16 protein-coding genes are annotated in these 25,461 nt (G+C 65.5%); 11 read left to right on the top strand and 5 right to left on the bottom strand.

What is annotated here, in order from left to right; all coding sequences use genetic code 11:
- Positions 1-2 precede the first annotated feature (2 nt).
- Entirely contained in the window at positions 3-974 is a 972-nt protein-coding gene (meaB, locus tag M2432_RS08860) for a methylmalonyl Co-A mutase-associated GTPase MeaB (protein WP_280826420.1), read from the top strand.
- A gap of 131 nt (positions 975-1,105) precedes the next feature.
- On the top strand, positions 1,106-2,374 hold the full coding sequence (locus M2432_RS08855) for a serine hydrolase domain-containing protein (protein ID WP_280826419.1): 1,269 nt from the start codon (positions 1,106-1,108) through the stop codon (positions 2,372-2,374).
- Positions 2,375-3,149: 775 nt separating this feature from the next.
- On the opposite strand, the gene M2432_RS08850 is transcribed toward M2432_RS08855, so the two are convergent.
- Entirely contained in the window at positions 3,150-3,884 is a 735-nt protein-coding gene (locus M2432_RS08850) for a hypothetical protein (protein WP_280826418.1), read from the bottom strand.
- Between the two features lie 9 nt (positions 3,885-3,893).
- The gene (locus tag M2432_RS08845; RefSeq protein WP_280826417.1) at positions 3,894-4,247 is read right to left on the bottom strand and encodes an XRE family transcriptional regulator; all 354 of its coding nucleotides are present in this window, start codon (positions 4,245-4,247) and stop codon (positions 3,894-3,896) included.
- A gap of 133 nt (positions 4,248-4,380) precedes the next feature.
- On the opposite strand from M2432_RS08845, the gene M2432_RS08840 reads away from it, so the two are divergent.
- Both M2432_RS08840 and ileS read left to right on the top strand, forming a co-directional pair.
- Positions 4,381-5,022: a hypothetical protein gene (locus M2432_RS08840; RefSeq protein WP_280826416.1), complete on the top strand. Its 642-nt coding sequence runs from the start codon at positions 4,381-4,383 to the stop codon at positions 5,020-5,022.
- A 231-nt stretch (positions 5,023-5,253) separates the two neighbouring features.
- On the top strand, positions 5,254-8,382 hold the full coding sequence (gene ileS, locus M2432_RS08835) for an isoleucine--tRNA ligase (protein ID WP_280826415.1): 3,129 nt from the start codon (positions 5,254-5,256) through the stop codon (positions 8,380-8,382).
- 98 nt (positions 8,383-8,480) lie between these two features.
- Here ileS and M2432_RS08830 read toward each other — a convergent pair whose 3' ends face one another.
- Entirely contained in the window at positions 8,481-8,852 is a 372-nt protein-coding gene (locus M2432_RS08830) for a hypothetical protein (protein WP_280826414.1), read from the bottom strand.
- Positions 8,853-8,888: 36 nt separating this feature from the next.
- Positions 8,889-9,095, bottom strand: coding sequence for an RNA-binding S4 domain-containing protein (locus tag M2432_RS08825; protein ID WP_280826413.1), 207 nt, complete (start codon positions 9,093-9,095; stop codon positions 8,889-8,891).
- A gap of 60 nt (positions 9,096-9,155) precedes the next feature.
- On the opposite strand from M2432_RS08825, the gene M2432_RS08820 reads away from it, so the two are divergent.
- Positions 9,156-10,496, top strand: a complete 1,341-nt coding sequence (locus M2432_RS08820) for a DNA polymerase IV (protein ID WP_280826512.1) — start codon at positions 9,156-9,158, stop codon at positions 10,494-10,496.
- Here M2432_RS08820 and M2432_RS08815 read toward each other — a convergent pair whose 3' ends face one another.
- Complete coding sequence (locus M2432_RS08815; protein ID WP_280826412.1) at positions 10,497-11,420, bottom strand: asparaginase; 924 nt, start codon at positions 11,418-11,420, stop codon at positions 10,497-10,499.
- A gap of 138 nt (positions 11,421-11,558) precedes the next feature.
- Between M2432_RS08815 and lspA the strand changes: the two genes are divergently transcribed.
- The 6 genes from lspA to pks2 all read left to right on the top strand — a co-directional run bounded on the left by lspA (position 11,559) and on the right by pks2 (position 25,424).
- Positions 11,559-12,233 carry a signal peptidase II gene (gene lspA, locus M2432_RS08810; protein ID WP_280826511.1) on the top strand — a complete coding sequence of 225 codons (675 nt, stop codon included), beginning with the start codon at positions 11,559-11,561 and terminating at the stop codon, positions 12,231-12,233.
- The gene (locus M2432_RS08805) at positions 12,230-13,153 is read left to right on the top strand and encodes an RluA family pseudouridine synthase (RefSeq protein ID WP_280826411.1); all 924 of its coding nucleotides are present in this window, start codon (positions 12,230-12,232) and stop codon (positions 13,151-13,153) included. The genes lspA and M2432_RS08805 overlap by 4 nt, the downstream gene beginning before the upstream one ends.
- Positions 13,150-14,055: an EamA family transporter RarD gene (gene rarD / locus M2432_RS08800; protein ID WP_280826410.1), complete on the top strand. Its 906-nt coding sequence runs from the start codon at positions 13,150-13,152 to the stop codon at positions 14,053-14,055. The genes M2432_RS08805 and rarD overlap by 4 nt, the downstream gene beginning before the upstream one ends.
- 182 nt (positions 14,056-14,237) lie before the next feature.
- Positions 14,238-14,426 carry a lipoprotein LpqH gene (locus tag M2432_RS08795; protein WP_280826409.1) on the top strand — a complete coding sequence of 63 codons (189 nt, stop codon included), beginning with the start codon at positions 14,238-14,240 and terminating at the stop codon, positions 14,424-14,426.
- A gap of 222 nt (positions 14,427-14,648) precedes the next feature.
- Positions 14,649-18,194 carry a DNA polymerase III subunit alpha gene (gene dnaE / locus M2432_RS08790; RefSeq protein WP_280826408.1) on the top strand — a complete coding sequence of 1,182 codons (3,546 nt, stop codon included), beginning with the start codon at positions 14,649-14,651 and terminating at the stop codon, positions 18,192-18,194.
- Positions 18,195-19,139: 945 nt separating this feature from the next.
- On the top strand, positions 19,140-25,424 hold the full coding sequence (gene pks2 / locus M2432_RS08785) for a sulfolipid-1 biosynthesis phthioceranic/hydroxyphthioceranic acid synthase (protein WP_280826407.1): 6,285 nt from the start codon (positions 19,140-19,142) through the stop codon (positions 25,422-25,424).
- The last annotated feature ends 37 nt before the right edge of the window (positions 25,425-25,461 follow it).

Raw genomic sequence — 25,461 nt, 5'->3', positions numbered from 1 at the left:
GTATGGCTACGGTCCCCGAGCTCGCGGCCAAAATCCGAGGTGGTGACCGCGCGGCATTGTCGCGCGCCATCACGCTGGTGGAGTCCACCCGCGCCGACCACCGCGACACCGCGCAGCAGCTGCTGCTGGAGCTGTCACCGGAAGCCGGCAGCGCCCTGCATGTCGGCATCACCGGCGTGCCGGGGGTGGGCAAGTCGACGACTATCGAGGCGCTCGGCATGTACCTGATCGGGCTGGGTCACCGGGTCGCGGTGCTGGCGGTCGACCCGTCGTCGACTCGCACGGGTGGGTCGATCCTGGGGGACAAGACCCGCATGGCGCAGCTGGCTGTCCATCCGGACGCCTATATCCGGCCGTCCCCGACCTCGGGCACGCTGGGCGGGGTCGCCAAGGCGACCCGCGAGACCATCGTGCTGCTTGAAGGCGCCGGATATGACGTAGTTCTGGTCGAGACGGTGGGTGTCGGCCAGTCCGAGGTGACGGTAGCCAACATGGTGGACACCTTCGTGTTTCTGACCCTCGCGCGCACAGGTGACCAGCTGCAGGGCATCAAGAAGGGCGTGCTCGAGCTGGCTGACGTCATCGTGGTGAACAAGGCCGACGGCGAACATGCCCTCGAGGCCAAGGCCGCCGCACGCGAGCTGACCGGCGCCATCCGGCTGATTCACCCGCGCGAGTCGCTGTGGCGGCCGCCAGTGCTGACCATGAGTGCGCTGCACGGCGACGGTCTGGCGCAACTCTGGGACACCGTGCTCAAACATCGTGAAACACTCAGCGCTGCAGGTGAATTCGATGCCCGGCGCCGTACCCAGCAGGTGGATTGGACCTGGTCCATGGTGCGCGACACGGTGCTGGACCGAGTGCTGTCTCACCCTGAGGTAAAGGCTCAGCGCGCTGAACTGGAACGCCAGGTTCGCGATGGTGAGTTGACGCCGACGCTGGCAGCGCAGCGGATAATCGACCTGGCGCAGTGACGGCCCGATCTTCCGTGATGTCGTCTCGGAGGCTCCGGTGCGGGCTCGGCGGCCTCGGTGCGGTGGACGACGATTAACGAACCGGTAACCCTTCGTAACTTTGCTCACACTCGTCAGGTAACTTGGATTGTGTGACGCAGGTTTCCCCTCAGCAGCGCGACGAGGCGCTGCCATCCGGCGTGTATGGCGCGGCGGATCCCAACTTCGCCTGTGCGGTGCGCGGCTTCAGTGCCATGTTCCCGCACCATCGTTTCGGCGGCGGAGCGCTTGCTGTTTACCTCGATGGCGAACCAGTTGTGGACGTGTGGACCGGCTGGGCGGACCGGCGCGGACGGCAGCCGTGGACCGCCGACACCGGCGCCATGGTGTTTTCCGCCACCAAGGGCATCGCCTCCACGGTGATCCATCGGCTGGCCGACCGAGGACTGATCGACTACGACGCACCCGTCGCCGAGTACTGGACCGCATTCGGCGCGAACGGCAAGGCTGACATCACCGTCCGCGAGATGATGCGGCACCGTGCCGGGCTCTCTCGCCTGAACGGCGTCAGCAAGGCCGAGATGATGGATCACATCGGCATGGAGGAGCGCATCGCAGCAGCTCCTGCGTCACGGCTGCGTGGCAAACCGGCTTATCACGCGCTGACCTACGGCTGGCTGCTGTCGGGCCTGGCGCGGTCGGTGACCGGCAAGGGCATGCGCACGCTGTTCCGCGAAGAGATCGCCGAGCCGTTGAACGCGGAGGGCATCCACCTGGGTCGGCCGCCCGCCGACTCGCGGACCAAGGCGGCGCAGATCATCCACCCGCAACTGAATCTGCCCAACCCGCTGTTCAACCTGATCGCTCCGTACGCCGCGCAAAGCCAGTTCAGTGGAGGTTTCGGCGCGCTGTACTTCCCCGGGATGAAGTCCACCGTTCAGGGCGACACGCCCATGCTCGACAGCGAGATTCCGGCCGCCAATGCAGTGGCGACCGCCCGCGGCCTGGCTCGGATGTACGGCGCTCTGGCCAACGGCGGTCAACTCGGCGGCCGGCAGTTCCTGTCCTCGGAGCTCACGACCGGACTGGTCGGACGGCCGAGCCTGGCGTTGGACCACACCGTGGTGATGCCGATGTCGTTCCACCTGGGTTATCACTCGATGCCCATCCCGGGCTTGCTGCCCGGATTCGGCCACGTCGGGCTGGGTGGTTCGCTGGGCTGGGCGGACCCGGAGAGCGGGTTGTCGTTCGGGTTTGTACACAACCGCCTATTGACTCCGTTCGTTGTAGCCGACCAGGCAGGCTTCGTGGCAACCGCGGCGATGGTGCGTCGCGGGGCCGCGCTGGCCCGGACCAACGGCTACCGCTCGGTGGCCGACTTGGGTGCCCGATTCGACGAAGCGGCGCCGGTCGCGGGTTAGCCGTCGCAGCGGACCTTACCCATCCTGGGTGGCTGACCGACATCCCGGCCAACCAGCCGACGGCGCTCGTCATCGACGGGTTGGCAGCGTTCCTGAAGCAACGCGATTTGGTAGACCTGCTGCGACGCCTGGTGGATCGTCGTCAATCGGGTGAGCTGTCGCTCAACGCCTATTCGACGTATGCGCTGTAGTTGTTCCGACACAGCGCGGTGATGGCGCCGATTGTGAAAGCAATGATCAACCCAGAATTCAACGACCTACGGGTCCTGACCCTGGTCGTAGAGATTTTTCTAACTCGCTCGCCTGGGTTCGCCGAGCTTTCGCCGCTCGGGCGTTTGACATCTCGGGTGGCCGCACGCAGTGCCAGGCTGTCGCGGTTCGTGCGAACCATGGTGCTGCGATACAGCTTCTGATCCGACGCAGTCACGTAGTGCGCCTGCCTACCCGCGGCCGCGCAGAGTTATGTCGTCGCGCGAATGCCTCGCGACGGCTCGTTCAGCATTTCGCGTGCCATTACGGGTACGGCCCCAGGTGTAACCACCGGTACACCCATTCAGTGGGTGTGATGTTGATCACAAGCAAACAATAGCTGAATATTGCCTGTGAGCGATGTGGAGTTTGCTGGACCGCGTTTCAGCGTTTGCGAGCAAGCGATTGCTAGCAACTGCAAGCGGATGTGGTGGCTGTTTGACCGAACTTCATCCTGAAGTCAGATTTCAAAGCTGATGGTGCCGAGGGTCCAAACTTCCGCGAACGGTGGCAGATGCTGACGAACTCAGCGACCGGCGCGGGTGAACCACCTGGCTTTGCTCAGCCAGGATTGCGCCGAGGCGATGGCGAATACCCCTCCGCACATGCACGCCAAGACCCACACCAACCGGCCGTTCTCGAGCGGTTGTAGTGCCGGGATCAGGGAGGTTGTGATCCTCACTGCGCACGCTGCAACCCCGCTCGCTGAGGCGAACAGGTAGATGTTGGCGATCCGTCGTGACGCCGGGTCCTTGCGCAGCACCAGTAACGCACGGGCGCCGTAGATCAGCAGGTAGGTCAAGGTGCTGCAGAGCACCAGCCAATAGGCGGCCAGCCAGGCGTCGGTCGGCAGGGTGAACAGGTCTGGGGAGTACTCGCGGCCGGCGACGCTCATCGAGAACAGTGCGAGCAGGATCGGGATGCATAGCGTGGCCGGGCGCTCGACATACTGCGTGAACATCCGCTGCATGGCGTCGTCGTCGGCCAACCGGCCCAGGACGTTGTAGACGATGGCCGACGCCGCCACGATGTAGCAGTCGTGTCCGATGTAGGCCTGCAGGTTCCACACGCCGGTCAGCGAGTGAATCCACCGTCCGATGGTGTTGGCGGCGAAAGGCGACATCAGCGCGATGGCGGCGGCCTGAAGTGCGATGTTGAGGGTCGCTGCGACTTCCCAGCGGCACGACCAGGTGATCCGTCGGATCCACAAGCTCCACGCCATGCAGGCGAGGGTGATCGCGATGAGAAAGGTCAGAGCCATGGAGCAGCCTTACAGGGACGGAGCGTCACTACGCCGGGTCATCTCGGACAGCCTGGTGGCCCGTCGCGGGATCACCGTAGCGGCGGTCGCCACGGCGAGCGGTGCGGATTGCATGTAATTCACGACTTCGTCATGGCTCATCAGCCCGAACCGTATTTGCAGATCCGGGTAGCTGAGCTGGAATCGGTCGGCGACCAGACGTAGTTCTTCAGCGTTGGGATAGTCCGCCTCTTTGATGCGGCGGTAGTAAGTGCTGCTGGATGTGCCCAGCGCGTGATATATCTCACGGGCCTCTACATCGCCGTCGAAGATGTAGTCGAGCAGGGCTTTGAGCTGTCTGCCGTTTTGGTCGGTCCGGGGCACGCTGTCACGATAGCTGGTTCCCAGCGCGGTTGCTAGCAACCATAGTTACGCCAGTTTCACCCGTAATTGACACCGTCGTCATGATCTTGGGATCAGTGTCCCAATTGTGGGAATCTGCGGTACGGTCGTGCACATGTTTCTCGCGTATGCAGGGGAGATCGGTTCAGTAGGGCCGCACAACACCCCCGTTACCGTCACCCACAACGACCACCAGTTGGCTGGCAGTGGTGCCGCTGCGCCCGCGAACATGGAGAGGTTCGCCATATCGTTGTCATCGGAATTAACAGACGAGCTCGACGGCGCTGCAGAGTACCTGCTGGTCGATGTTGAGGCCATCTTGGTCGCGGCCTTGGCGCGGGCCATGGAGCGCGTGCTCGGAGCCGGCCAGGCGTATGTGGACATCACGGTGGCCAATGAGCGCGCAGGCAGTTGGTTGGCGGCCGTCCAGCGGGTTCAGCTGCACTGCGTTTCGGCTGCCGAACTCGACGCCACCGACATGCTGGCAGCAGTCGGTCAGGCATTGGCCGCCGCGGACGCCGATCTCACCGGCGACTGCGATGTCTTGTTCAGCTATGGCACCACCCCGATCGGCGACGATCATCCAGGTGCCGCCCACGCCGTGGAGTTGCGTGGCTACCGCTGCGACGGCGTTCTGCAGCTGGACTGGTGGTTCGATGTACGGCGGGTCGATTCGTACACCGTTGAGGAGCTCGCCGAGCAGTTCCCGCTCGCGCTGATCGAGCTGTCCACCGAGGCAACGCCCGCGTCGCGGTAGAATCTCCGTCATCTGCATCGATCCGGCCATCACCGGGGAGCTTTTGGAAGAACGGTCGTGCGTTGAGCCGGCTCATTAGAACCGAACGGGTTGGGTCCGTCATAGCCCAGAATTGAGCGGTGTGCACCCAACTCGGGCGTGCGCAAGCGGGGTGGTACCGCGGCGCTCGCGTTAGACGCGAGATTGTCGTCCCCGTGCCTGGAACGAACCGTGGCACAGGAGACGACTGACGTGACCGCCTACCCGAAGCCGGCCAGTGGCGCCCCCAACTTTCCCGCCCTCGAACTCGAGGTGCTGGACTACTGGGCTGCCGACGACACCTTCCGGGCCAGCATCGCGCAGCGGGACGGCGCCGAGGAGTACGTCTTCTACGACGGCCCGCCCTTCGCAAACGGCTTGCCGCACTACGGCCACCTGTTGACCGGTTACGTCAAGGACATCGTTCCGAGGTACCGGACCATGCGCGGCTACAAGGTCGAGCGCCGCTTCGGCTGGGACACCCATGGTCTGCCCGCCGAACTCGAGGTGCAGCGGCAACTCGACATCACCGACAAGGCGCAGATCGAGGCCATGGGCATCGGCGCCTTCAACGATGCTTGTCGCGCCTCGGTGATGAAGTACGCGAACGAGTGGCGGTCGTACGTCACCCGTCAAGCCCGCTGGGTCGACTTCGACAACGACTACAAGACCCTGGACCTGTCGTTCATGGAATCGGTGATCTGGGCGTTCAAACAGTTGTGGGACAAGGGACTTGCCTACGAGGGCAACCGGGTGCTGCCGTACTGCTGGAACGACGAGACGCCGCTGTCGAACCATGAGCTGCGGATGGACGACGACGTCTACCAGAGCCGTCAGGACCCGGCGCTGACCGTGGGCTTCCGGGCGGTCGACGGGCCGATGGCGGGCTCGTACCTGCTGGTGTGGACCACCACGCCGTGGACCCTGCCGTCGAATCAGGCCGTCGCAGTCAACCCTGAGGTCACCTACCTTCAGGTCGTGGGCCCCGACGAGCACAAGTACGTGCTGGCCGAGGCGCGGCTGGCGGCCTATGTCCGCGAGTTCGGTGAGGAGCCGGTGGTTGTCGGGAGCTGCCTGGGAGCCGAACTGCTGGGCACGCGCTACCTGCCACCGTTCCCGTATTTCGTCGATACCGATCAGGCGGATAACGCATTTCAGGTGCTGCAGGGCGACTTCGTCACCACCGAGGACGGCACCGGCATCGTCCACATGGCACCGGCCTACGGCGAGGACGACAAGGCCACCTGTGACACCGCGGGCATCGTCGCGGTCACCCCGGTCGATTCCCGGGGGCGCTTCGATGCGACCGTGCGGGACTACCAGGGGCAGCAGGTCTTCGAGGCCAACCCGCAGATCATCCGAGACCTCAAGAACGGCACCGGTTCCGCGGGAGTCAACGGCGCGGTGCTGCTGCGCCAGGAGACCTACGACCACTCGTATCCGCACTGCTGGCGCTGCCGCAACCCGTTGATCTACCGGGCGGTGTCGTCGTGGTTCGTCAAGGTCACCGAGTTCCGGGACCGGATGGTCGAGCTCAATCAGCAGATCACCTGGTATCCCGAACACGTCAAGGACGGCCAGTTCGGCAAGTGGCTGTCAAATGCCCGGGACTGGTCTATCTCGCGAAATCGCTACTGGGGCAGTCCGATCCCGGTGTGGAAGTCCGACGACCCGGCCTATCCGCGCGTTGATGTGTACGGCAGTCTCGACGAACTCGAGCGCGACTTCGGTGTGCGCCCGGACAACCTGCACCGGCCGGTCATCGACGAGCTGACCCGTCCCAATCCCGATGACCCGACCGGCAAGTCCACCATGCGCCGGATCGAGGACGTGTTCGACGTCTGGTTCGACTCCGGCTCCATGCCGTACGCGCAGGTGCATTACCCGTTCGAGAACGCGGAATGGTTCGAGTCGCATTTCCCTGCCGACTTCATCGTCGAATACATCGGCCAGACCCGCGGCTGGTTCTACATGATGCACGTGCTGTCCGCCGCGCTGTTCGACCGGCCGGCGTTCAAAACGTGTGTGTCACACGGCATTGTGCTCGGTAACGATGGCCAGAAGATGAGCAAGTCGCTGCGAAACTACCCGGATGTGTCCGAGGTGTTCGACCGTGACGGCTCCGATGCCATGCGTTGGTTCCTCATGGCCTCGCCGATTCTGCGCGGCGGCAACCTGATCGTCACCGAGCAGGGCATCCGCGACGGGGTGCGTCAGGTGCTGCTGCCGGTGTGGAACGCCTACAGCTTCCTGGCGCTCTACGCGCCGGAAAAAGGCAAGTTTCGCACCGACTCTCAGAACGTGCTGGATCGCTACATCCTGGCCAAGCTGGCCGACCTACGCGACACACTCACCACGGCTCTGGATGAGTGCGATGTCTCCGGCGCGTGCGAGCAGCTTCGGCAGTTTGCCGAGGCGTTGACCAATTGGTATGTGCGACGGTCGCGTTCGCGATTCTGGGAAGAGGATGCGGACGCCATCGACACCCTGCACACCGTGCTCGAGGTGACCTGCCGGTTGGCCGCGCCGTTGCTGCCGCTGACCACCGAGGTGATCTGGCGTGGGCTGACCGATGAGCGTTCGGTGCACCTGACCGACTGGCCCGAAGCCGGTCTGCTGCCGGCGGACCCCGAGTTGGTCGCTGCGATGGACGAGGTGCGCGAGGTGTGCTCGTCGGGCTCCTCGTTGCGCAAGGCCAAGAAGCTGCGAGTACGGCTGCCGCTGCCGAAACTGACTGTGGCGGTGAACAATCCGGAGGCATTGCGGCCGTTCGCCGACCTGATCGCCGACGAGTTGAACGTCAAGGCCGTCGAACTCACCGACGACATCGACGTCTACGGCCGGTTCGAGCTGACCGTCAACGCCAAGGCCGCCGGGCCGCGGATCGGCAAGGATGTGCAGGCGGCTATCAAGGCGGTCAAGGCAGGGGAGGGCGTGCTCAACGCCGACGGCACCCTGACCGCCGGGCCGGCGGTGCTGTTGCCGGAGGAGTACAGCTCGAAACTTGTGGCCGCCGATCCGGATTACACCGCGGCGTTGCCCGACGGTGCCGGCTTGGTGGTGCTCGATGCCACCGTGACGCCCGAATTGGAGGCCGAAGGCTGGGCCAAGGACCGCATCCGAGAGTTGCAGGACCTGCGTAAGTCCAGTGGCCTCGACGTCTCGGATCGGATCAGCGTCACGCTGGCGGTTCCCAGTGACAAGCAGGACTGGGCACGCACCCACGCCGAGTTGATCGCCGGGGAGATCCTGGCGACCAGCTTTGAGGTGGTGGCTGAAGCCGGGCTTCCAGACGGCAACGACGTCGGGGACGGCGTTCGAGCCGCGATCGCCCGGGCCTGAGTATTCGGCCTTAGCTGTGCAGCTGGGACGAGATCCACGATCGAATCTGGTTTGACGCCAAAGAAACCGGTCACCTCCTCCAGTTCGACGACGACCGCTCAGGCTGCCCCGGCCGTGGACCCCACGCCCGCCAAGCCGACAACTCCGGTTGCTTCGGTGCCCACGACGCCGGCGTCGCCGAAGACGGGTCTCGTTCGCGCTCTGACGGGTGCGCTCAACAAGTTGAAGTCCGGATCATCCACCAGCACGAGCGCGCAGGACCCGAAGGCCACGCCGACCCAGCAGGTGGCTGACAAGTCGTCTAGCACCACGACGACTGGGTCCACGACCACCGGGAGCGCGACCACTGGCACTAGCAGCGGCCAGCGCACCACCGGCAAGGTCGGGACAGACAGTGGCAGCCCGGCCCAGCACAGCACGACCGGGTCTGCCAGCGGGACCGGCAGCGGCGCCCACAGCCAGGGCGGCAACAGCCACAGCGGAGGGCACGGTGGCAAGTAAGCCGGTCAGCCCACCCGGGCCTCGCCTCCGGCGAATGACACAACGTCGCCGGCCCGCAATTGCCGGCCACGTCGGGTCTCCACCTCACCGTTCACCCGGACAAGACCGTCACCGATCACCGACTTGGCATCCGCACCGCTGTCGATCAGCCCAGCCAGTTTCAGAAACTGTCCCAACCGGATCGACTCGTCGCGAATTGGCACGTCGTTCATGTCCAGAACATTAGCCACCTACCATTGCACTCTGTGGATCGCTGGGTCCTGCATCTGGACATGGACGCTTTTTTCGCGTCAGTTGAGCAACTGACCCGACCGACCCTCAAAGATCGGCCGGTCCTGGTCGGTGGCCTCGGCGGCCGTGGGGTGGTGGCCGGGGCGAGCTATCAGGCCCGCAAGTTCGGTGCCCGATCCGCGATGCCGATGCACCAGGCCCGACGCCTTGTTGGTGCCACCGCTGTGGTCCTGCCGCCGCGGGGTGCGGTCTATTCGGTGGCCAGTCGGCGGGCGCTGGACGCCGTGCGCGCGGTGGTGCCGGTGCTCGAGCAACTGTCCTTCGATGAGGCTTTCGGCGAGCCCGTCGAGCTGGTTGGTGCGAGTTCTATTGACGTGCAACGGTTCTGCGAGGACTTGCGTGCCAAGGTGCGTGACGAAACCGGTCTGGTGGCATCGGTCGGCGCCGGTTCGGGCAAGCAGATCGCCAAGATCGCCTCAGGGCTGGCGAAACCGGATGGTGTCCGGATCGTCGCGCGTGACGAGGAGCGCCCGTTGCTCGAAGTGCTGCCGGTGCGCAAACTGTGGGGGATCGGCCCGGTGGCCGAAGAAAAGCTGCACCGGCTGGGAATCGAAACCGTGGGAGCCTTTGCGGCCCTTACTGATTCGGAGGCTGCCGACGTGCTCGGCGGGACCCTGGGCCCGGCCTTACATAGGCTGGCCCGTGGCATCGACGACCGGCCGGTGCAAGAGCGGGCCGAGGCCAAGCAGATCAGCGCGGAGTCGACATTCCAGACCGATCTGACCACCTTGGCACAACTGCACGACAGCATCGCCCCCATCGCCGAGCATGCGCACCGGCGACTGCTGCGCGACGGCCGCGGAGCCCGAACCGTCACCGTCAAGCTCAAGAAATCCGACATGGGCACGCTGACCCGTTCGGCTACCTTGCCGTACGCCACCACCGACCCGCCGACCTTGCTCGCCACAGCGCGGCGACTGCTCCTCGACCCCATTGAGGTCGGCCCGATTCGCCTTGTCGGCGTTGGCTTTTCAGGCCTGACCGAAGTGCAGCAGGAGTCTCTGTTCCCCGATTTGGAACTCATCGACGAGCCCGCACCCGTGGCCGATGGTGGCCCAGCCGCGACGCCGTCCAGCGACGCCGCACCGTGGCGGATCGGCGATGACGTCACCCACCCTGAGCACGGTCACGGCTGGGTTCAGGGCGCCGGCCACGGAGTCATGACAGTCCGGTTCGAGACCCGCGCAAGCGGACCCGGCATTGCCCGCACCGTGACTTCCGACGATCCGCTGATCACCCGAGCCGATCCGGTCGACAGCCTGGATTGGCAGGACTATCTGGCTGCGCTACCCGGCGACACCGAGGCCGAAATACCGGACTGATCAAGCCCATTCGGCGAAAACGTCGGAGACGGGAACATCCGCGGCCAGCGCCGCCATCAGCAGCACTCGAGCCTGGGACGCCCGCAGCCCACCGGCGGATACCGCGCCCGCATCCACCAGCGCTCGGCCCGGGCCGTAGCCGGCCGTTACCCGCGCTCCAGGCACCCGGGTGGCGATTACCACCGCGACACCCGCCGCGTACGCCCGTTGAACCCCTTGTTGCACAGCGGTTCCCGCGTTTCCAGCACCTAACGCCTCCAGCACGATGCCGCCGGCGCCCGCAGCCACGAACGCGTCCAGAGCCACCGCGTCACTGCCGGCGTAGATCGCCACGATGTCCACCCGTGGCGCGGCACAGGCCGACAGCACACCCAGCGCCGGACGACGCTTGACGGATTCCGGGACGAACACCTGGTCCCGGACAACCCCGATCTCGGTGCCAACCAGCCCGGTCCCCATCTTGGTCATACCCAGGGGCTGCCAGAGCACTCCGGCCATGCACACCACGGCACCCAGATCACGGGCTGACGGACTAGCGGCCACGGCGATGGCGTCCCGCACGTTCTGCGGCCCGTCGGCATCCGGGGCGTCGCTGCTCCGCATTGCCCCGGTCAGCACCACCGGGGCCGCCCCGGAGTAGGTGGCGTCGAGCCACAGCGCGGTCTCCTCCATGGTGTCGGTGCCGTGGGTGATGACGATCCCGTCGGCGCCGGCCGCCGCATGCACCGCATCGGCCATCCGGTCCCAGTCGGCCGGGGTCAATTCCGAACTGTCCACGCTCATCAGGTCGACGGTCTCCAGGCGGACCTCAGCGCTGTGCGCACCGACCAGGTCCGCGGCGCTGCGTGTCGGACGGGCCACCCCCTGATCATCAGTGCTGGTGGCGATGGTGCCCCCGGTCCCGATGACGACGACCCTTTTCATGCGCGATCCGCCTCCGGCTCCTCGCTGGTCTTCATGCCCGATGCGCCTCCGGCTCCTCGCTCATCTTCATGCCCAGATTGTTCCTCACCACGACTTTGGGATGATGGTGGAGTGACGGACGAATCCAAGGAGCAGACGGTGACGGCCGACGACCCAGCCACCGGGGCGCAGGACGCCCGGCAGCCGGGCCGGAAGCGACGGTTGCGCCTGCTCTTGGCCGTCGCCGCAGTGGTTCTGATGGTCGACATCGTGACCAAGGTGCTGGCGGTGAATCTGCTGACGCCGGGCAGACCGGTGCAGATCGTCGGTGACACCATCACTTGGACACTCGTCCGCAATTCCGGCGCAGCCTTCTCGATGGCTACCGGCTACACCTGGGTGCTGACCGTGGTCGCAACGGGCGTGGTCGTCGGCATCTTCTGGATGGGACGCCGACTGGTATCGCCGTGGTGGGCCCTGGGCCTGGGCATGATCTTGGGCGGCGCCCTCGGCAACCTGGTCGACCGGTTCTTCCGGTCACCTGCGCCGCTGCGCGGCCACGTGGTGGATTTCCTGTCGGTCGGCTGGTGGCCGGTGTTCAACGTCGCAGACTCGGCTGTCGTCGGCGGCGCTGTCCTCCTGGTGGTCCTTTCCGTATTCGGCTATGACTTCGACACAGAGACCCGGCGGGAACCAACAGAAGTACCGCCCGCCAGGGCCAATACCGAGGCAGCAGCTGAGCCTGAGGCTGAGACCGAGAGCAAGCCGGAAGCCGAGACTGACGCCGACGACCAGTCGGTGGCCGCTCCTGATGAGGCCGAATCCGACCGATGACGACTCGTTCGATGCCCGTCCCGGAGGGGTTGTCCGGAATGCGTGTGGACGCGGGCTTGTCGCGTCTACTGGGCTTGTCCCGTACCGCGGTGGCGGCGATCGCCGAGGACGGCGGCGTCGACGTCGACGGAGTGGCGGTCGCCAAGTCCGACAAGTTGGTGGCCGGTTCCTGGCTGGAGGTCCGGTTACCCGAGGCTCCGGCGCCGGTGGAGAACACGCCCGAGGAAATTGAGGGCATGGCCATCCTGTACTCGGACGCCGACATCGTGGCCGTGGACAAACCCGCCGGGGTGGCCGCGCACGCCTCGGTGGGCTGGACCGGTCCGACAGTTCTCGGCGGCCTGGCCGCTGCCGGCTTCCGGATCAGCACCTCAGGCATCCACGAGCGGCAGGGCATCGTGCATCGGCTCGATGTCGGCACGTCCGGAGTCATGGTGGTGGCACTGTCCGAGCGCGCGTACACGGTTCTCAAGCGGGCCTTCAAACACCGCACCGTGGACAAGCGCTACCACGCCCTGGTGCAAGGGCATCCGGACCCGTCCAGCGGCACCATCGATGCCCCCATCGGCCGCCACCGCAGCAACGACTGGAAGTTCGCGGTCACCGAGGGCGGTCGACACAGCATCACCCACTACGACACCGTCGAAGCATTCGTTGCCGCCAGCCTGCTGGACGTCCACCTGGAAACCGGGCGGACGCACCAGATCCGAGTGCATTTCTCGGCGCTGCACCATCCATGCTGCGGTGACCTGACCTACGGCGCCGACCCCAAACTGGCCAAAAGGCTTGGGCTGGAAAGGCAATGGCTGCATGCCCGGTCGTTGGCGTTCGCCCATCCGGCCGATGGCCGCTGGATCGAGATCACCAGCGAGTACCCACCGGACCTGCAGCACGCCCTTGATGTGCTGCGCCGTCAGTGACCGCCACCGCGGCTCGCACGGATAACCGGGGCTTGCTGCTGGGCTTGGGCGCCTATGGATCGTGGGGGCTGTTCCCGGCTTTCTTCCCGCTGCTCAAGCCGGCGGGTGCGCTCGAGGTGCTGGCCCATCGGATCGTGTGGACGTTGCTGCTGATGCTGGTGGTGCTTGCGGTCGCCCGCCAGTTGGGTGACCTCAGGCGACTCACCGGCCGCACCTGGGTGTTGCTGGTGTGCGCCGCCGCGTTGATCTCGGTGAACTGGGGCGTCTACATCTACGCAGTCACCAATGGCCACGTGGTCGATGCCGCGCTGGGCTATTTCATCAATCCACTTGTCAGTGTGGCCTTGGGGGTGGCGCTGTTCGGTGAGCGGCTCAACCGAGCCCAGATGACGGCGCTGGCCATCGCGGCTGCCGCGGTCCTGGTGCTTGCGGTCAAGTCAGGTTCGCTGCCGGTGATCGGGCTGGTGCTGGCAGCATCGTTCGGGCTGTACGGCGCGGTCAAGAAGGTGGTCCCGGCGGCCCCGCTGCTCAGTGTCAGCATCGAGGCCGGGTTGGCCGCGCCATTCGCGTTGGGCTACCTGATCTTTCTCACCATCGCCGGACAGTCCACGTTCACGGGGCATGGACCCGGCCACGCGATGTTGATGATGTTGTGCGGACCGATTACTGCGGTACCGCTGCTGATGTTTGCCGGTGCGGCCCAACGTCTTCCGTTGGTCACCATCGGCCTGTTGCAGTACCTGACGCCGGCGTTGCAGATGGCCTGGGGCGTGTTCGTCGGCCACGAACCGATGCCGGCGGCGCGCTGGGTCGGATTTGCGCTGATCTGGCTGGCGCTGTTGGTGATGACGGTCGATGCCGTACTCCGGGGACAGCGCAGTGCGGTACCGCAGCGTGCGTGATGACGACGAATTGCCTTGGTAGCGTTGACCGCCGAGTACGCCATCGGCCGCCTGACTGCCACGGCTCCGGTACTGCCGTTGTGTCCAGAGCCGATAATCTGGCGACCGGTGGCGCGGTGGCACGATAACTTTCGGCGGCATTGGAAGTGCCGAGAACGCCGAGATTGGGAGTCTCACTGAACGTGAAGACCGTCGACATATTCACCGAGGGCTTCCAGATGGTTTTCGACGACGGCAAGGTTGCCGGCCATGCGACAGCGACTCGGACCGGCAACGCCTATCGGGTCGAAGGCGAAGGCACCGGCTTTTACAACAACGGGCCGAATCACATGATGAAGTTCACCATCGCCGTCACCTGCCCACCCGACTGACGCCGGTTCCTGATGCTGCGCCCGCTTCGCGCGGCGCGACATGTGCGGCCCCGGCCGGCTACTACGGTGGCGGCAGTGACAGCTGTGCAGCCGGTTGCCGGATGCGCACGCCGACACACGCTCGACACGCCCGGGGCTGTCATACCCACGACCTAGACTGGCATCTCCAAGCGATCGAGCCTCGGTCGTCGGTCAAATCACGGCTAGGTACGAAAGGTACGTGTGAGCTCCCCGAACTCCTCGTTCGTGCACCTGCACAACCACACCGAGTACTCGATGCTGGACGGTGCCGCGAAGGTCAAGCCGATGATCACCGAGGCCCTGCGGTTGGGAATGCCGGCCATCGGCATGACCGACCACGGAAACATGTTCGGCGCCAGCGAGTTCTACAACACCGCCACCAAAGAGGGCATCAAGCCGATCATCGGCATCGAGGCTTATATCGCGCCCGCGTCCCGGTTCAACACGAAGCGTGTCACCTGGGGTGACCCCAGCCAGAAGAGTGACGACGTCTCCGGCAGCGGTTCCTACACCCACATGACCATGGTCGCCGAGAACGCGACCGGTCTGCGCAACCTGTTCAAGCTGTCGTCGTTGGCCTCGTTCGAGGGCCAGCTGGGCAAGTGGCCCCGGATGGACGCCGAGATCATCGCCGAGCACTCGGCCGGCATCATCGCCACCACCGGCTGCCCATCGGGCGAGGTGCAGACGCGGCTGCGCCTGGGCCATGAAGCCGAGGCCCTGGAGGCCGCCGCCAAGTGGCAGGACATCTTCGGCAAGGACAACTTCTTCCTGGAGTTGATGGACCACGGCATCGAGATCGAGCGCCGGGTCCGCGAAGGTCTGCTCGAGATCGGCAAGCAGCTCGGCATCCCGCCATTGGCCACCAATGACTGTCACTACGTCACCCGCGAGGCCTCGCACAACCACGAGGCGTTGCTGTGCGTGCAGACCGGAAAGACTCTCTCGGACCCGACGCGCTTCAAGTTCGACGGTGACGGCTACTACCTGAAGTCCGCCGCCGACATGCGGGCCCTGTGGGACAACCAGGTGCCCGGCGCCTGCGATTCGACGCTGTTGATCGCCGAGCGGGTCCAGTCCTACGAAGACGTCTGGGCGCCGCGCGACCGCATGCCCATCTTCCCGTGCCCCGAGGGCCACGACGAGGCGTCGTGGCTGCGTCATGAGGTCGACGCGGGCTTGCATCGTCGGTTCCCCGACGGCGTGCCCCAGAAGTACTTCGACCGGGCCGCCTATGAGATCGGCGTCATCCTGGAGAAGGGCTTCCCGTCCTACTTCCTGATCGTGGCCGACCTGATCAACCACGCCCAGTCCATCGGCATCCGGGTCGGGCCGGGCCGTGGTTCGGCCGCCGGATCACTGGTCGCCTACGCCATGGGCATCACCAACATCGACCCGCTGCCGCACGGCCTGCTGTTCGAACGGTTCCTGAACCCCGAGCGACCGTCCGCGCCCGATATCGATATCGACTTCGACGACCGCCGCCGCGGTGAGATGGTGCGCTACGCCAGCGAGAAGTGGGGTAGCGACCGGGTCGCCCAGGTCATCACCTTCGGTACCATTAAAACCAAAGCGGCACTGAAGGATTCGGCCCGCGTCCACTACGGCCAACCGGGTTTTGCCATCGCCGACCGCATCACCAAGGCGTTGCCTCCGCCCATCATGGCCAAGGACATTCCGCTGTCCGGCATCACCGACGCGGAGCACGAGCGGTACAAGGAAGCCGCCGAGGTCCGCACTCTGATCGACACCGACCCGGATGTGCGCACCATCTACCAGACCGCCCGCGGTCTGGAGGGCCTGGTCCGTAACGCCGGCGTGCACGCCTGCGCGGTGATCATGAGCTCCGAGCCGCTGATCGACGCCATCCCCATGTGGAAGCGCGCCCAGGACGGCGCCATCATCACCGGCTGGGACTACCCGTCGTGCGAGGCCATCGGCCTGCTGAAGATGGACTTCCTGGGCCTGCGCAACCTGACCGTCATCGGTGATGCGCTGGAGAACATCAAGGCCAACCGCGGCATCGATCTGGATATGGATCATCTGCCATTGGATGACCCGGCCACCTACGAACTGCTTTCCCGCGGTGACACTTTGGGCGTCTTCCAGCTCGACGGCGGCCCGATGCGCGACCTGCTACGCCGCATGCAGCCCACCGGCTTCAATGACATTGTGGCGGTGCTGGCGCTGTACCGGCCCGGCCCCATGGGCATGAACGCCCACAACGACTACGCCGATCGCAAGAACGGCCGCCAGCCCATCAAGCCCATCCACCCCGAGTTGGAAGAGCCACTCAAGGACATCCTGGCCGAGACCTACGGCCTGATCGTCTACCAAGAGCAGATCATGTTCATCGCGCAGAAGGTCGCCTCCTACACCATGGGTAAGGCCGATGCGCTGCGAAAAGCCATGGGTAAGAAGAAGCTTGAGGTACTCGAGGCCGAGTACAAGGGCTTCTACGAGGGCATGACGGCCAACGGCTTCTCCGAGGCGGCGGTGAAAGCCTTGTGGGACACCATTCTTCCGTTCGCGGGGTACGCGTTCAACAAATCGCACGCGGCCGGCTACGGCCTGGTGTCGTTCTGGACCGCCTACCTCAAGGCCAACTACCCGGCCGAGTACATGGCCGGGCTGCTCACCTCCGTCGGTGACGACAAAGACAAGGCCGCGGTGTATCTGGCCGACTGCCGGCGCCTGGGCATCACCGTGCTGCCACCGGACATCAACGAGTCGGTGCACAACTTCGCCTCAGTCGGGCCGGACATCCGGTACGGGATGGGCGGTGTGCGCAATGTCGGCGCCAACGTGGTGCAGTCGATCATCGCGGGCCGTACCGAGAAGGGGAAGTACACCGACTTCTCCGACTACCTGAACAAGATCGATATCACGGCCTGCAATAAGAAGGTCACCGAATCTTTGGTCAAAGCCGGAGCGTTCGACTCGCTGGGCCATGCCCGCAAGGGCCTGTTCCTGATTCATGCCGACGCGGTCGACTCGGTGCTCGGCACCAAGAAAGCCGAGGCAATGGGTCAGTTCGACCTGTTCGGTGACGCCGGCGGTGGCGAGCCAGGCGAATCCGCGTTCACTATTCGGGTGCCCGAGGACGAATGGGACGACAAGCACAAGCTGGCGCTGGAGCGCGAGATGCTGGGGCTCTATGTGTCCGGCCACCCGCTCAACGGCGTCGCTCACCTGTTGGCCACGCAGGTCGACACGCAGATTCCGGCGATCCTAGAGGGGGATGTCGCCAACGACTCCCAGGTCAGAATCGGCGGCATTCTGGCCTCTGTAGTCCGACGGGTCAACAAGCAGGGCCTGCCTTGGGCCTCAGCTCAGCTGGAAGACCTGAACGGTTCCATCACCGTGAACTTCTTCCCGAAGACATATGCGGTGTTCGGGGCGGACATCACCGACGACGCCATCGTCCTGGTCAGCGGCAAGGCGCGCGTCGAGGAGGACCGGGTATCCATCTTCGCCAGCGATCTCGTGGTGCCGGACTTTTCCAGTGCCCAGGCCGACCGTCCGCTGGCGGTCAGCCTGCCCACGCGGCAGTGCACGCCCGACAAGGTGACGGCGCTCAAAGCCGTGCTGGCCAACCACCCAGGCACCTCGCAGGTGCACCTCCGATTGATCAGTGGCGACCGGATCACAACCCTCGAGCTCGATCAGACCCTGAGGGTGACGCCGTCGTCGGCGTTGATGGGCGACCTCAAGGCCTTGCTGGGTCCAGGGTGCCTTGGCGGCTAAGACGCGCGTGTACTTGCTGGAGTTTTCGGTGGGGCCTCGCGTCATTGTGGATATTGCTGTGAGTGGTTCGAGCAACTTCAGATACCAAGAGTGATTTATCTCACATTAGCTGGGCGGGTTTCGGCGGGGTTGGCAACTGTCGTGGGTTTGCGGCAGTTTGGCGGCGGCAGCGATCGAGCTCGGTGTCTCGGGTCGGATGAAGGCTTGACGGCGCCGAACCATGGCTCCCCGGATAGGCAAATGGCAAACTCTGACGTCAGCGTGATGTGGGTGCCATCACTAATCTACACAGGCGTTATTAACGTCGCAGGTCGATTATCTCGTCGCCCAGCTACTTGATAGTACAGCTAATCAACTGGTGATTAAGCGAGCTGTACAAAAATGGGCGGAGGGTAATGGCGGGTTGCATCCTGGCGAACGGCTAACGGCGAGTGGGCCCGGACCCACGTGCGCGCAGCATGCAAATTTCGCTCTGGCGGAATTGCGATGTTGACAGCATGGTCGTGTTGGTCTAGCCGCGCGCAACCCCACCGGCGGCACTATGTGTTCGCTCGCGCAGAGGCGTTGATCTGACAGTTAATCCATTGTGAGACAACTGAATTCGATAAATCACTGCGTGACCGATGCTGGACTGGCTACTCATTTGCACGACCCCGAGCACTGCGAATGTTAGCTCGGAAGGCTCCATTCGCGCGTCTGCGGGCGATGTGGGCGCAGGCTTTGCTGCGGACGACTCGCGATACAGCTCAGCTAATATGGCAAACGCCCGATTCATTGCGGGAATCTGGTAACGTCCACCGTCGGCGACGCGCCGAGCGAATTGTTCGACACCTGAACAAGTGCGTTCATCGCCCGAATGGTGGGGGGCCCACCGTGCCTAGTAACTAGGTTACCCGGCGATGGTGCTCGGCTCGTTCGGTCCGTGAGTGTGAAAGAGGATTGAAAATGGTGGTTGAGGCACCGGTCGCTGCGATCGCCGTCATCGGTATGGCATGCCGGCTACCCGGCGGGATCGACTCTCCCGAGCAGATGTGGAAGGCCCTGCTGCGTGGCGACGACCTCGTCACCACCGTGCCAGCGGAGCGCTGGGATGCCGAGGAGTTCTACGACCCCGAACCCGGTGTGCCCGGCCGTTCGGTATCGAAATGGGGCGCCTTCCTCAACGACGTCGGCGGCTTCGACGCCGACTTCTTCGGCATCAGTGAGCGTGAGGCCACGGCCATCGACCCCCAGCACCGACTGCTGCTGGAAACTGCGTGGGAGTCCGTCGAGCATGCCGGCATCGACCCCGCAACGTTGGCTGGGTCGCTGACCGGTGTGTTCACGGGTCTTACCGCCGGCGACTACCAACTGCTGGCCGCCGACGCGCATTCGATCGAAGGTCCGTACGGCTTCACCGGCAACAACTTCAGCCTCGCGTCCGGCCGCATCGCCTACCATCTGGGCGTCCACGGTCCGGCGTACTCGGTGGATTCAGCTTGCTCGTCGGGCCTGCTGGCAGTGCACAACGCGTGTCGCAGCCTGCAGGACGGCGAAAGCGACCTGGCACTGGCCGGCGGCGTGTTTATCGCGCTCGAGCCGCGCAAGATGGCCTCGGGATCGGCACAGGGCATGCTGTCGCCGACCGGACGCTGCCACGCATTCGATGTGGCGGCCGACGGCTTCGTTTCGGGTGAAGCCGCCGCGGTTCTGCTACTCAAGCGCCTGGACGATGCCGAGCGCGACGGCGACCGGATTCTGGCCGTGGTGCGCGGCACCGCGGTCAACCAGGACGGCCGGACCGTCAACATCGCCACCCCGTCGCGTGATGCGCAGGTGGCTGTATACAAGGCTGCCCTGGCTGTGGCCGACGTCGACCCGGCCACGGTCGGGCTGGTCGAAGCGCACGGCACCGGCACGCCTGTCGGCGACTCCATCGAATACGCCAGTTTGGCAGCGGTTTACGGCACGAACGCGCCGTGTGCCCTCGGGTCGTTGAAGACCAACTTCGGCCACAGTCAGTCTGCAGCCGGCGCGGTCGGACTGATGAAGGCCGTGTTGGCGCTGCAGCACGCGGCCGTGCCGTCCAACCTGCACTTCACCCGACTGCCCGACGAGATGGCCCGTATCAGCACCGACCTGTTCGTGCCGCAGCAGGCCGGTGAGTGGCCGGTCACCGGCGCACATCCGCGTCGGGCAGCGGTGTCCTCATACGGCTTGTCCGGGACCAACGTGCACGCTGTGTTGGAGCAGGCTCCCGACGCAAGTCCTGTGGACAACTCTGACGCGGAGCCCGAGGGGTCCGCGCTGTTCCTGCTGTCGTCGACCTCGTCTGACGAGCTGCGGCGTTCAGCAGACAGGCTGGCCAACTGGCTGGCCGACCGCGCCGATATCAACCTGACCGATCTGGCCTACACACTGGCACGCCGCCGGGCGCACCGGCCGGTGCGCACCGCGGTGCTCGCCGATGACCGGGCCAGCCTCATCGCCGGACTGCGCGAGATCGCCGACGGCGAGGTGCCCTACGAGGCCGCCGTCGCGCAGGACGATCGCGGACCTGTGTGGGTGTTCTCGGGCCAGGGCTCGCAGTGGGCGCAGATGGGTGCCGGGCTGCTGGCGTCCGAGCCCGCTTTCGCCGCGACCGTCGCCGAGATCGAGCCGTTGATCGCCGCTGAGTCCGGTTTCTCGGTCATCGAGGCTATGACGGCAGCAGACGTGGTCATCGGCATCGACCGGGTGCAGCCGACGGTGTTCGCAGTACAGGTCGCCCTGGCGGCGGCGCTGCGGGCCCGCGGCGTGGTGCCCGGCGCCGTGATCGGGCACTCGATGGGTGAGGTCGCGGCCGCAGTGGTGTCGGGCGTGCTGACGCTCGCCGACGGGGTGAAGGTCATCTGCCGGCGTTCGCGGCTGATGGCGACCATCTCCGGCTCGGGTGCCATGGCAGCCGTGGAGCTGCCGGCCCAGCAGGTGCTCTCGGAGCTTGCCGCCCGCGGTATCAACGACGTAGTGCTGGCCGTGGTGGCTTCGCCCACCTCGACCGTCGTCGGGGGCGCGGTCGAGTCGATCCGAAACTTGGTCGCGGACTGGGAAAGTCGCGACATCATGGCTCGCGAGGTGGCGGTCGACGTCGCCTCCCACACCCCGCAAGTCGACCCGATCCTCGATGAGCTCGCCGATGAGCTCGCCGACCTCGACCCGGCCGACCCGACCATGCCGTACTACTCGGCCACTTTGTACGACCCGCGCGATCTGGCCGATTGGGACGCCGACTACTGGGTGGACAACCTGCGCCACACCGTGCGGTTCGCCGCTGCGGTGCAGGCGGCCCTCGAAGACGGGTTCCGGGTGTTCACCGAGCTCTCCCCGCACCCGCTGCTCACCCACAACGTCGACCAGATTGCCCGGACACTCGATGTCCCGCACGCTGCACTGGCCACGATTCGTCGTGGCCAGGAACTCCCCGGCGGTCTGCTCGGCGTGGTGGCCGACCTGTACCGGATGGGCGCGCAGGTGGACTTCTCCGTGCTCTACCCGCAGGGCCGGCTCGTCGATGCGCCGCTGCCGACGTGGACCCGGCGGCAGTTGATGCTCACCCGCGATCCGAACGAACTGGCCCCCGGCGGAGCGGTGCTCGCGGTGCACCCGCTGCTCGGCGCGCACGTGCGGCTCACCGAAGATCCCGAACGGCACGTCTGGCAGGCCGACGTCGGCACGGACACCCAGCCGTGGTTGGGCGATCACCAGGTGCACAACGTCGCCGCGCTGCCCGGTGCCGCATACTGCGAGATGGCTCTCGCCGCCGGACGTACTGTGTTCGGTGACTCCGTTGAGATCCGCGATGTCACGTTCGACCAGATGCTCCTGCTGGAGGAACAGACCCCGGTGTCGGCCTCTGCCGCCGTAACCGGCACCGACACAGCCGAATTCGTCGTCGAGACGTTCGAACAGGGCGAGCGCGTTCGACGTGCCGGCGCCCGCCTGCACTTCGAGGATGCAGCTGCGCCGAATGCCTACGACGTGAGCGCGCTGTTCGACGCCCACCCGCAGCGGCTGGAGGGCGCCGAAATGCGGGCCGCATACAGCGACCGCGGCATTCAGTACGGCCCGGCCTTTGCGGGCCTGGTCGCCGCGTATGTCGGTGCGCCGGAAGGGGATAACACCAACTCGGTGCTCGCCGAGGTTGCGCTGCCCGGTTCTATCCGGTCACAGCAAGGCGTGTACGGCATCCACCCGGCGCTGTTGGACGCCTGCTTCCAGGCGGTCGGGGCGCATCCAGATCTGCACGGCGACCGGACCGGCACATTGATGCTGCCGCTGGGCGTGCAGCGGCTGCGGGCGTTCGGTTCGACCCGCAACGTCCACTACTGCATCGCCCGGATCACCGAGATGACCCCGTCGGGTGCCACGGTCGACATCGACCTGCTCGACGAAGACGGGGCCGTGCTGCTGGCCATCACCGGATTGCAGTTGGGCACAGGCGTTCCGGCGAGCGGGCAGCGCGAGCGCACGCTCAATGAGCGGCTGCTGGCCATCGAATGGCGGCGCCAGGACTTGCCGGAGCCGGACTTCACCGATCCAGGTCACTGGCTGCTGATCAGCACATCAGATGCGGCTGACCTGTTGGCAACCAAACTGGCCGACGCGTTGAAGACCCATGACGTCGACGTCACCACCATGGCGTGGCCGCAGCATTCCGATCACGAGTTACGGGCCGCGCGGCTGCGTGAGCACCTCGCCGCCCGGCAGTTCAGTGACGTGCTCGTGGTGACGGCGCCGCGTCACGGCGGTACCGACCAGCAGTCGGGCATCCGCGGCGGCGACACCGTGCGTCACCTGGTCCACATCGTCCGGGAGCTGCCAGAGGTACACGGCGAGCCGTCGCGCTTGCACGTACTGACCCGCAACGCCCAGAACGTGTTGGGCGAGGACACCACCAACCTCGAACAAGCGGGCCTGCGAGGCCTGATCCGGGTCATCGGCATGGAGCATCCGCGTCTGCGGGCCAGCCAGGTCGACATCGACGACTACACCGACGCCGCTCGCGTGGCAGCGCAATTGGTCGCCGGATCCGACGAGGATGAAACCGCATGGCGCGGCGGGAATTGGTATGTGGCACGACTGGTTCCGGGTCCGCTGCGGCCCGAGGAGCGTCGCACCGCCGTGGTCAACCCGGCACGGGAAGGCATGCGGCTGCAGATCCGCACGCCGGGTGACATTCAGTCGCTGGAGCTGGCGGCGTTCGAGCGCGTCACCCCTGGCCCCGGGCAGATCGAGGTGTCGGTCTCTGCGTCGAATCTGAACTTCGCCGATGTGCTCGTGGCGTTCGGCCGGTACCCCAGCTTTGAAGGCCGCCTGCCGAAACTGGGTGCCGACTTCTGCGGTGTGGTGACTGCGGTGGGCCCCGATGTGATCAGCCATCAGGTAGGCGACCGAGTCGGCGGCATTTCGGCAGACGGTGCCTGGTCGACATTCGTCACCTGTGACGCCAATCTTGCTGTGACACTGCCGCAGTCGGTGCCGATGAATCGCGCCGCCGCGGTGCCGAGTGCACATGCCACTGCGTGGTACGGCCTGCATGATCTGGCCCGGATGTCGGCAGGGGACAAGGTGCTCATTCACTCCGCCACCGGTGGCGTCGGGCAGGCGGCCATCGCCATGGCGCGTGCCGTAGGTGCCGAGATCTATGCCACCGCGGGCAGTGAGTCGCGGCGGGAGTTGTTGCGCGACATGGGGATTGACCATGTCTACGATTCGCGCAGCACAGACTTCGCCGAACAGATCCGCCGCGACACCGACGGCTACGGCGTGGATATCGTCCTGAACTCGTTGACCGGGGCCGCCCAACGGGCCGGTCTGGAACTGCTGTCCTTCGGCGGCCGGTTCGTCGAGATCGGCAAGCGCGACATTTACGGCGACACCCGCATGGGGTTGTTCCCGTTCCGCCGCAACCTGTCGTTCTACGCTGTCGACCTGGCTCTGTTGGCGTTGAGCGAGCCTGACACGATGCGTCGTCTGCTGGAGGTCTGCTACCAGAAGATCGCCGACGGCACTCTGCCGCTGCCGCAGACCACCCACTACCCGCTGCAGGACGGCGCCACCGCGATCCGCGTGATGGGTGGTGCCGAGCACACCGGCAAGCTCGTTCTCGACATCCCGCATGGCGGCCAGATCTCGGCAGTGGTACCGCCCGAGGAGGCTCCGGTATTTCAGCGTGACGGTGCCTACGTCATCACCGGCGGTCTAGGCGGTCTCGGGTTGTTCCTCGCCGAGACATTGGCCTCGGCCGGATGCGGCCGGATCGTGCTCAACGGTCGGTCGGAGCCGACGTCGGAGGCACGTACGGTGATCGACCGGATTCGCCAGACGGGTACCGAGGTCGCGGTCGAGCTCGGTGACATCGCTGAACCCGATACCGCTGTTCGTCTGGTCGAGGCTGCGTGCGCCACTGGGCTGCCGTTGCGCGGTGTGTTGCACGGTGCCGCTGTGGTCGAAGACGCGGTGCTGGCCAACATCACCGATGATCTCATCGAAAGGGACTGGGCACCAAAGGTTTACGGCGCTTGGAACTTGCATCGTGCCACGCTTGGGCAGTCGCTGGACTGGTTCTGCTCGTTCTCGTCGGCAGCTGCGCTGGTGGGCTCGCCCGGGCAGGGGGCTTACGCCGCGGCCAACAGTTGGCTCGATGCGTTCACCCACTGGCGTCGCAGCGAGGGCCTGCCCGCGCTGGCGATCGCCTGGGGCCCGTGGGCTCAGATCGGTCGCGGCACGGGGCTGGCCGATGAGTCCGGTGCGTCGATCTCGCCTGCCGAAGGTGCCTACGCCTTCAGCACGCTGCTGCGGCACGATCGCGCCTACAGCGGGTATGCACCGGTGCTGGGGACGCCGTGGCTGGTGGCGTTCGCCGAGCACAGCCTGTTCGCAGAGCAGTTCCGGTCCGCCGGCAACAGCCGAAGTGGTGGTGGTAGCGCGTTCCTGTCCGAGTTGCATGCCCTGCCGCAGGACGAATGGCCTGCGCGGATGCGCCGGATGATCGCCGAGCAGGTCAGCCTGATCCTGCGCCGCGCGGTGGACCCGGATCGTCCATTGGCCGAGTACGGCCTCGACTCTCTCGGTACTCTCGAAGTCCGCACCCGGATCGAAGCAGAGACCGGAATCCGTATCGGCGCAACGGATATCAGCACAACCCGGGTTCTCGCCGACCGTTTGTGTGATGCACTGGCTCCTCAACTGCCAGTGTCGGTTTCGTCGTGACGAAACTCATCGTCTCCGACGTCGTTGTCCAGATAGG

This window comes from Mycobacterium sp. OTB74, assembly GCF_029892685.1.
Lineage (GTDB): Bacteria > Actinomycetota > Actinomycetes > Mycobacteriales > Mycobacteriaceae > Mycobacterium.
The sequence above is the reverse complement of the archived record's forward strand: the minus strand, read 5'-3'. Positions and strand labels throughout refer to the sequence as shown.

Bases quoted from the DNA above. Each gene is read 5' to 3' on its own strand.
- M2432_RS08815 (WP_280826412.1), bottom strand. From the start codon at position 11,420: ATGAAAAGGGTCGTCGTCATCGGGACCGGGGGCACCATCGCCACCAGC.
- meaB (WP_280826420.1), top strand. From the start codon at position 3: ATGGCTACGGTCCCCGAGCTCGCGGCCAAAATCCGAGGTGGTGACCGC.
- M2432_RS08820 (WP_280826512.1), top strand. From the start codon at position 9,156: ATGGACGCTTTTTTCGCGTCAGTTGAGCAACTGACCCGACCGACCCTC.
- M2432_RS08840 (WP_280826416.1), top strand. From the start codon at position 4,381: ATGTTTCTCGCGTATGCAGGGGAGATCGGTTCAGTAGGGCCGCACAAC.
- M2432_RS08825 (WP_280826413.1), bottom strand. From the start codon at position 9,095: ATGAACGACGTGCCAATTCGCGACGAGTCGATCCGGTTGGGACAGTTT.
- M2432_RS08805 (WP_280826411.1), top strand. From the start codon at position 12,230: ATGACGACTCGTTCGATGCCCGTCCCGGAGGGGTTGTCCGGAATGCGT.
- pks2 (WP_280826407.1), top strand. From the start codon at position 19,140: ATGGTGGTTGAGGCACCGGTCGCTGCGATCGCCGTCATCGGTATGGCA.
- M2432_RS08850 (WP_280826418.1), bottom strand. From the start codon at position 3,884: ATGGCTCTGACCTTTCTCATCGCGATCACCCTCGCCTGCATGGCGTGG.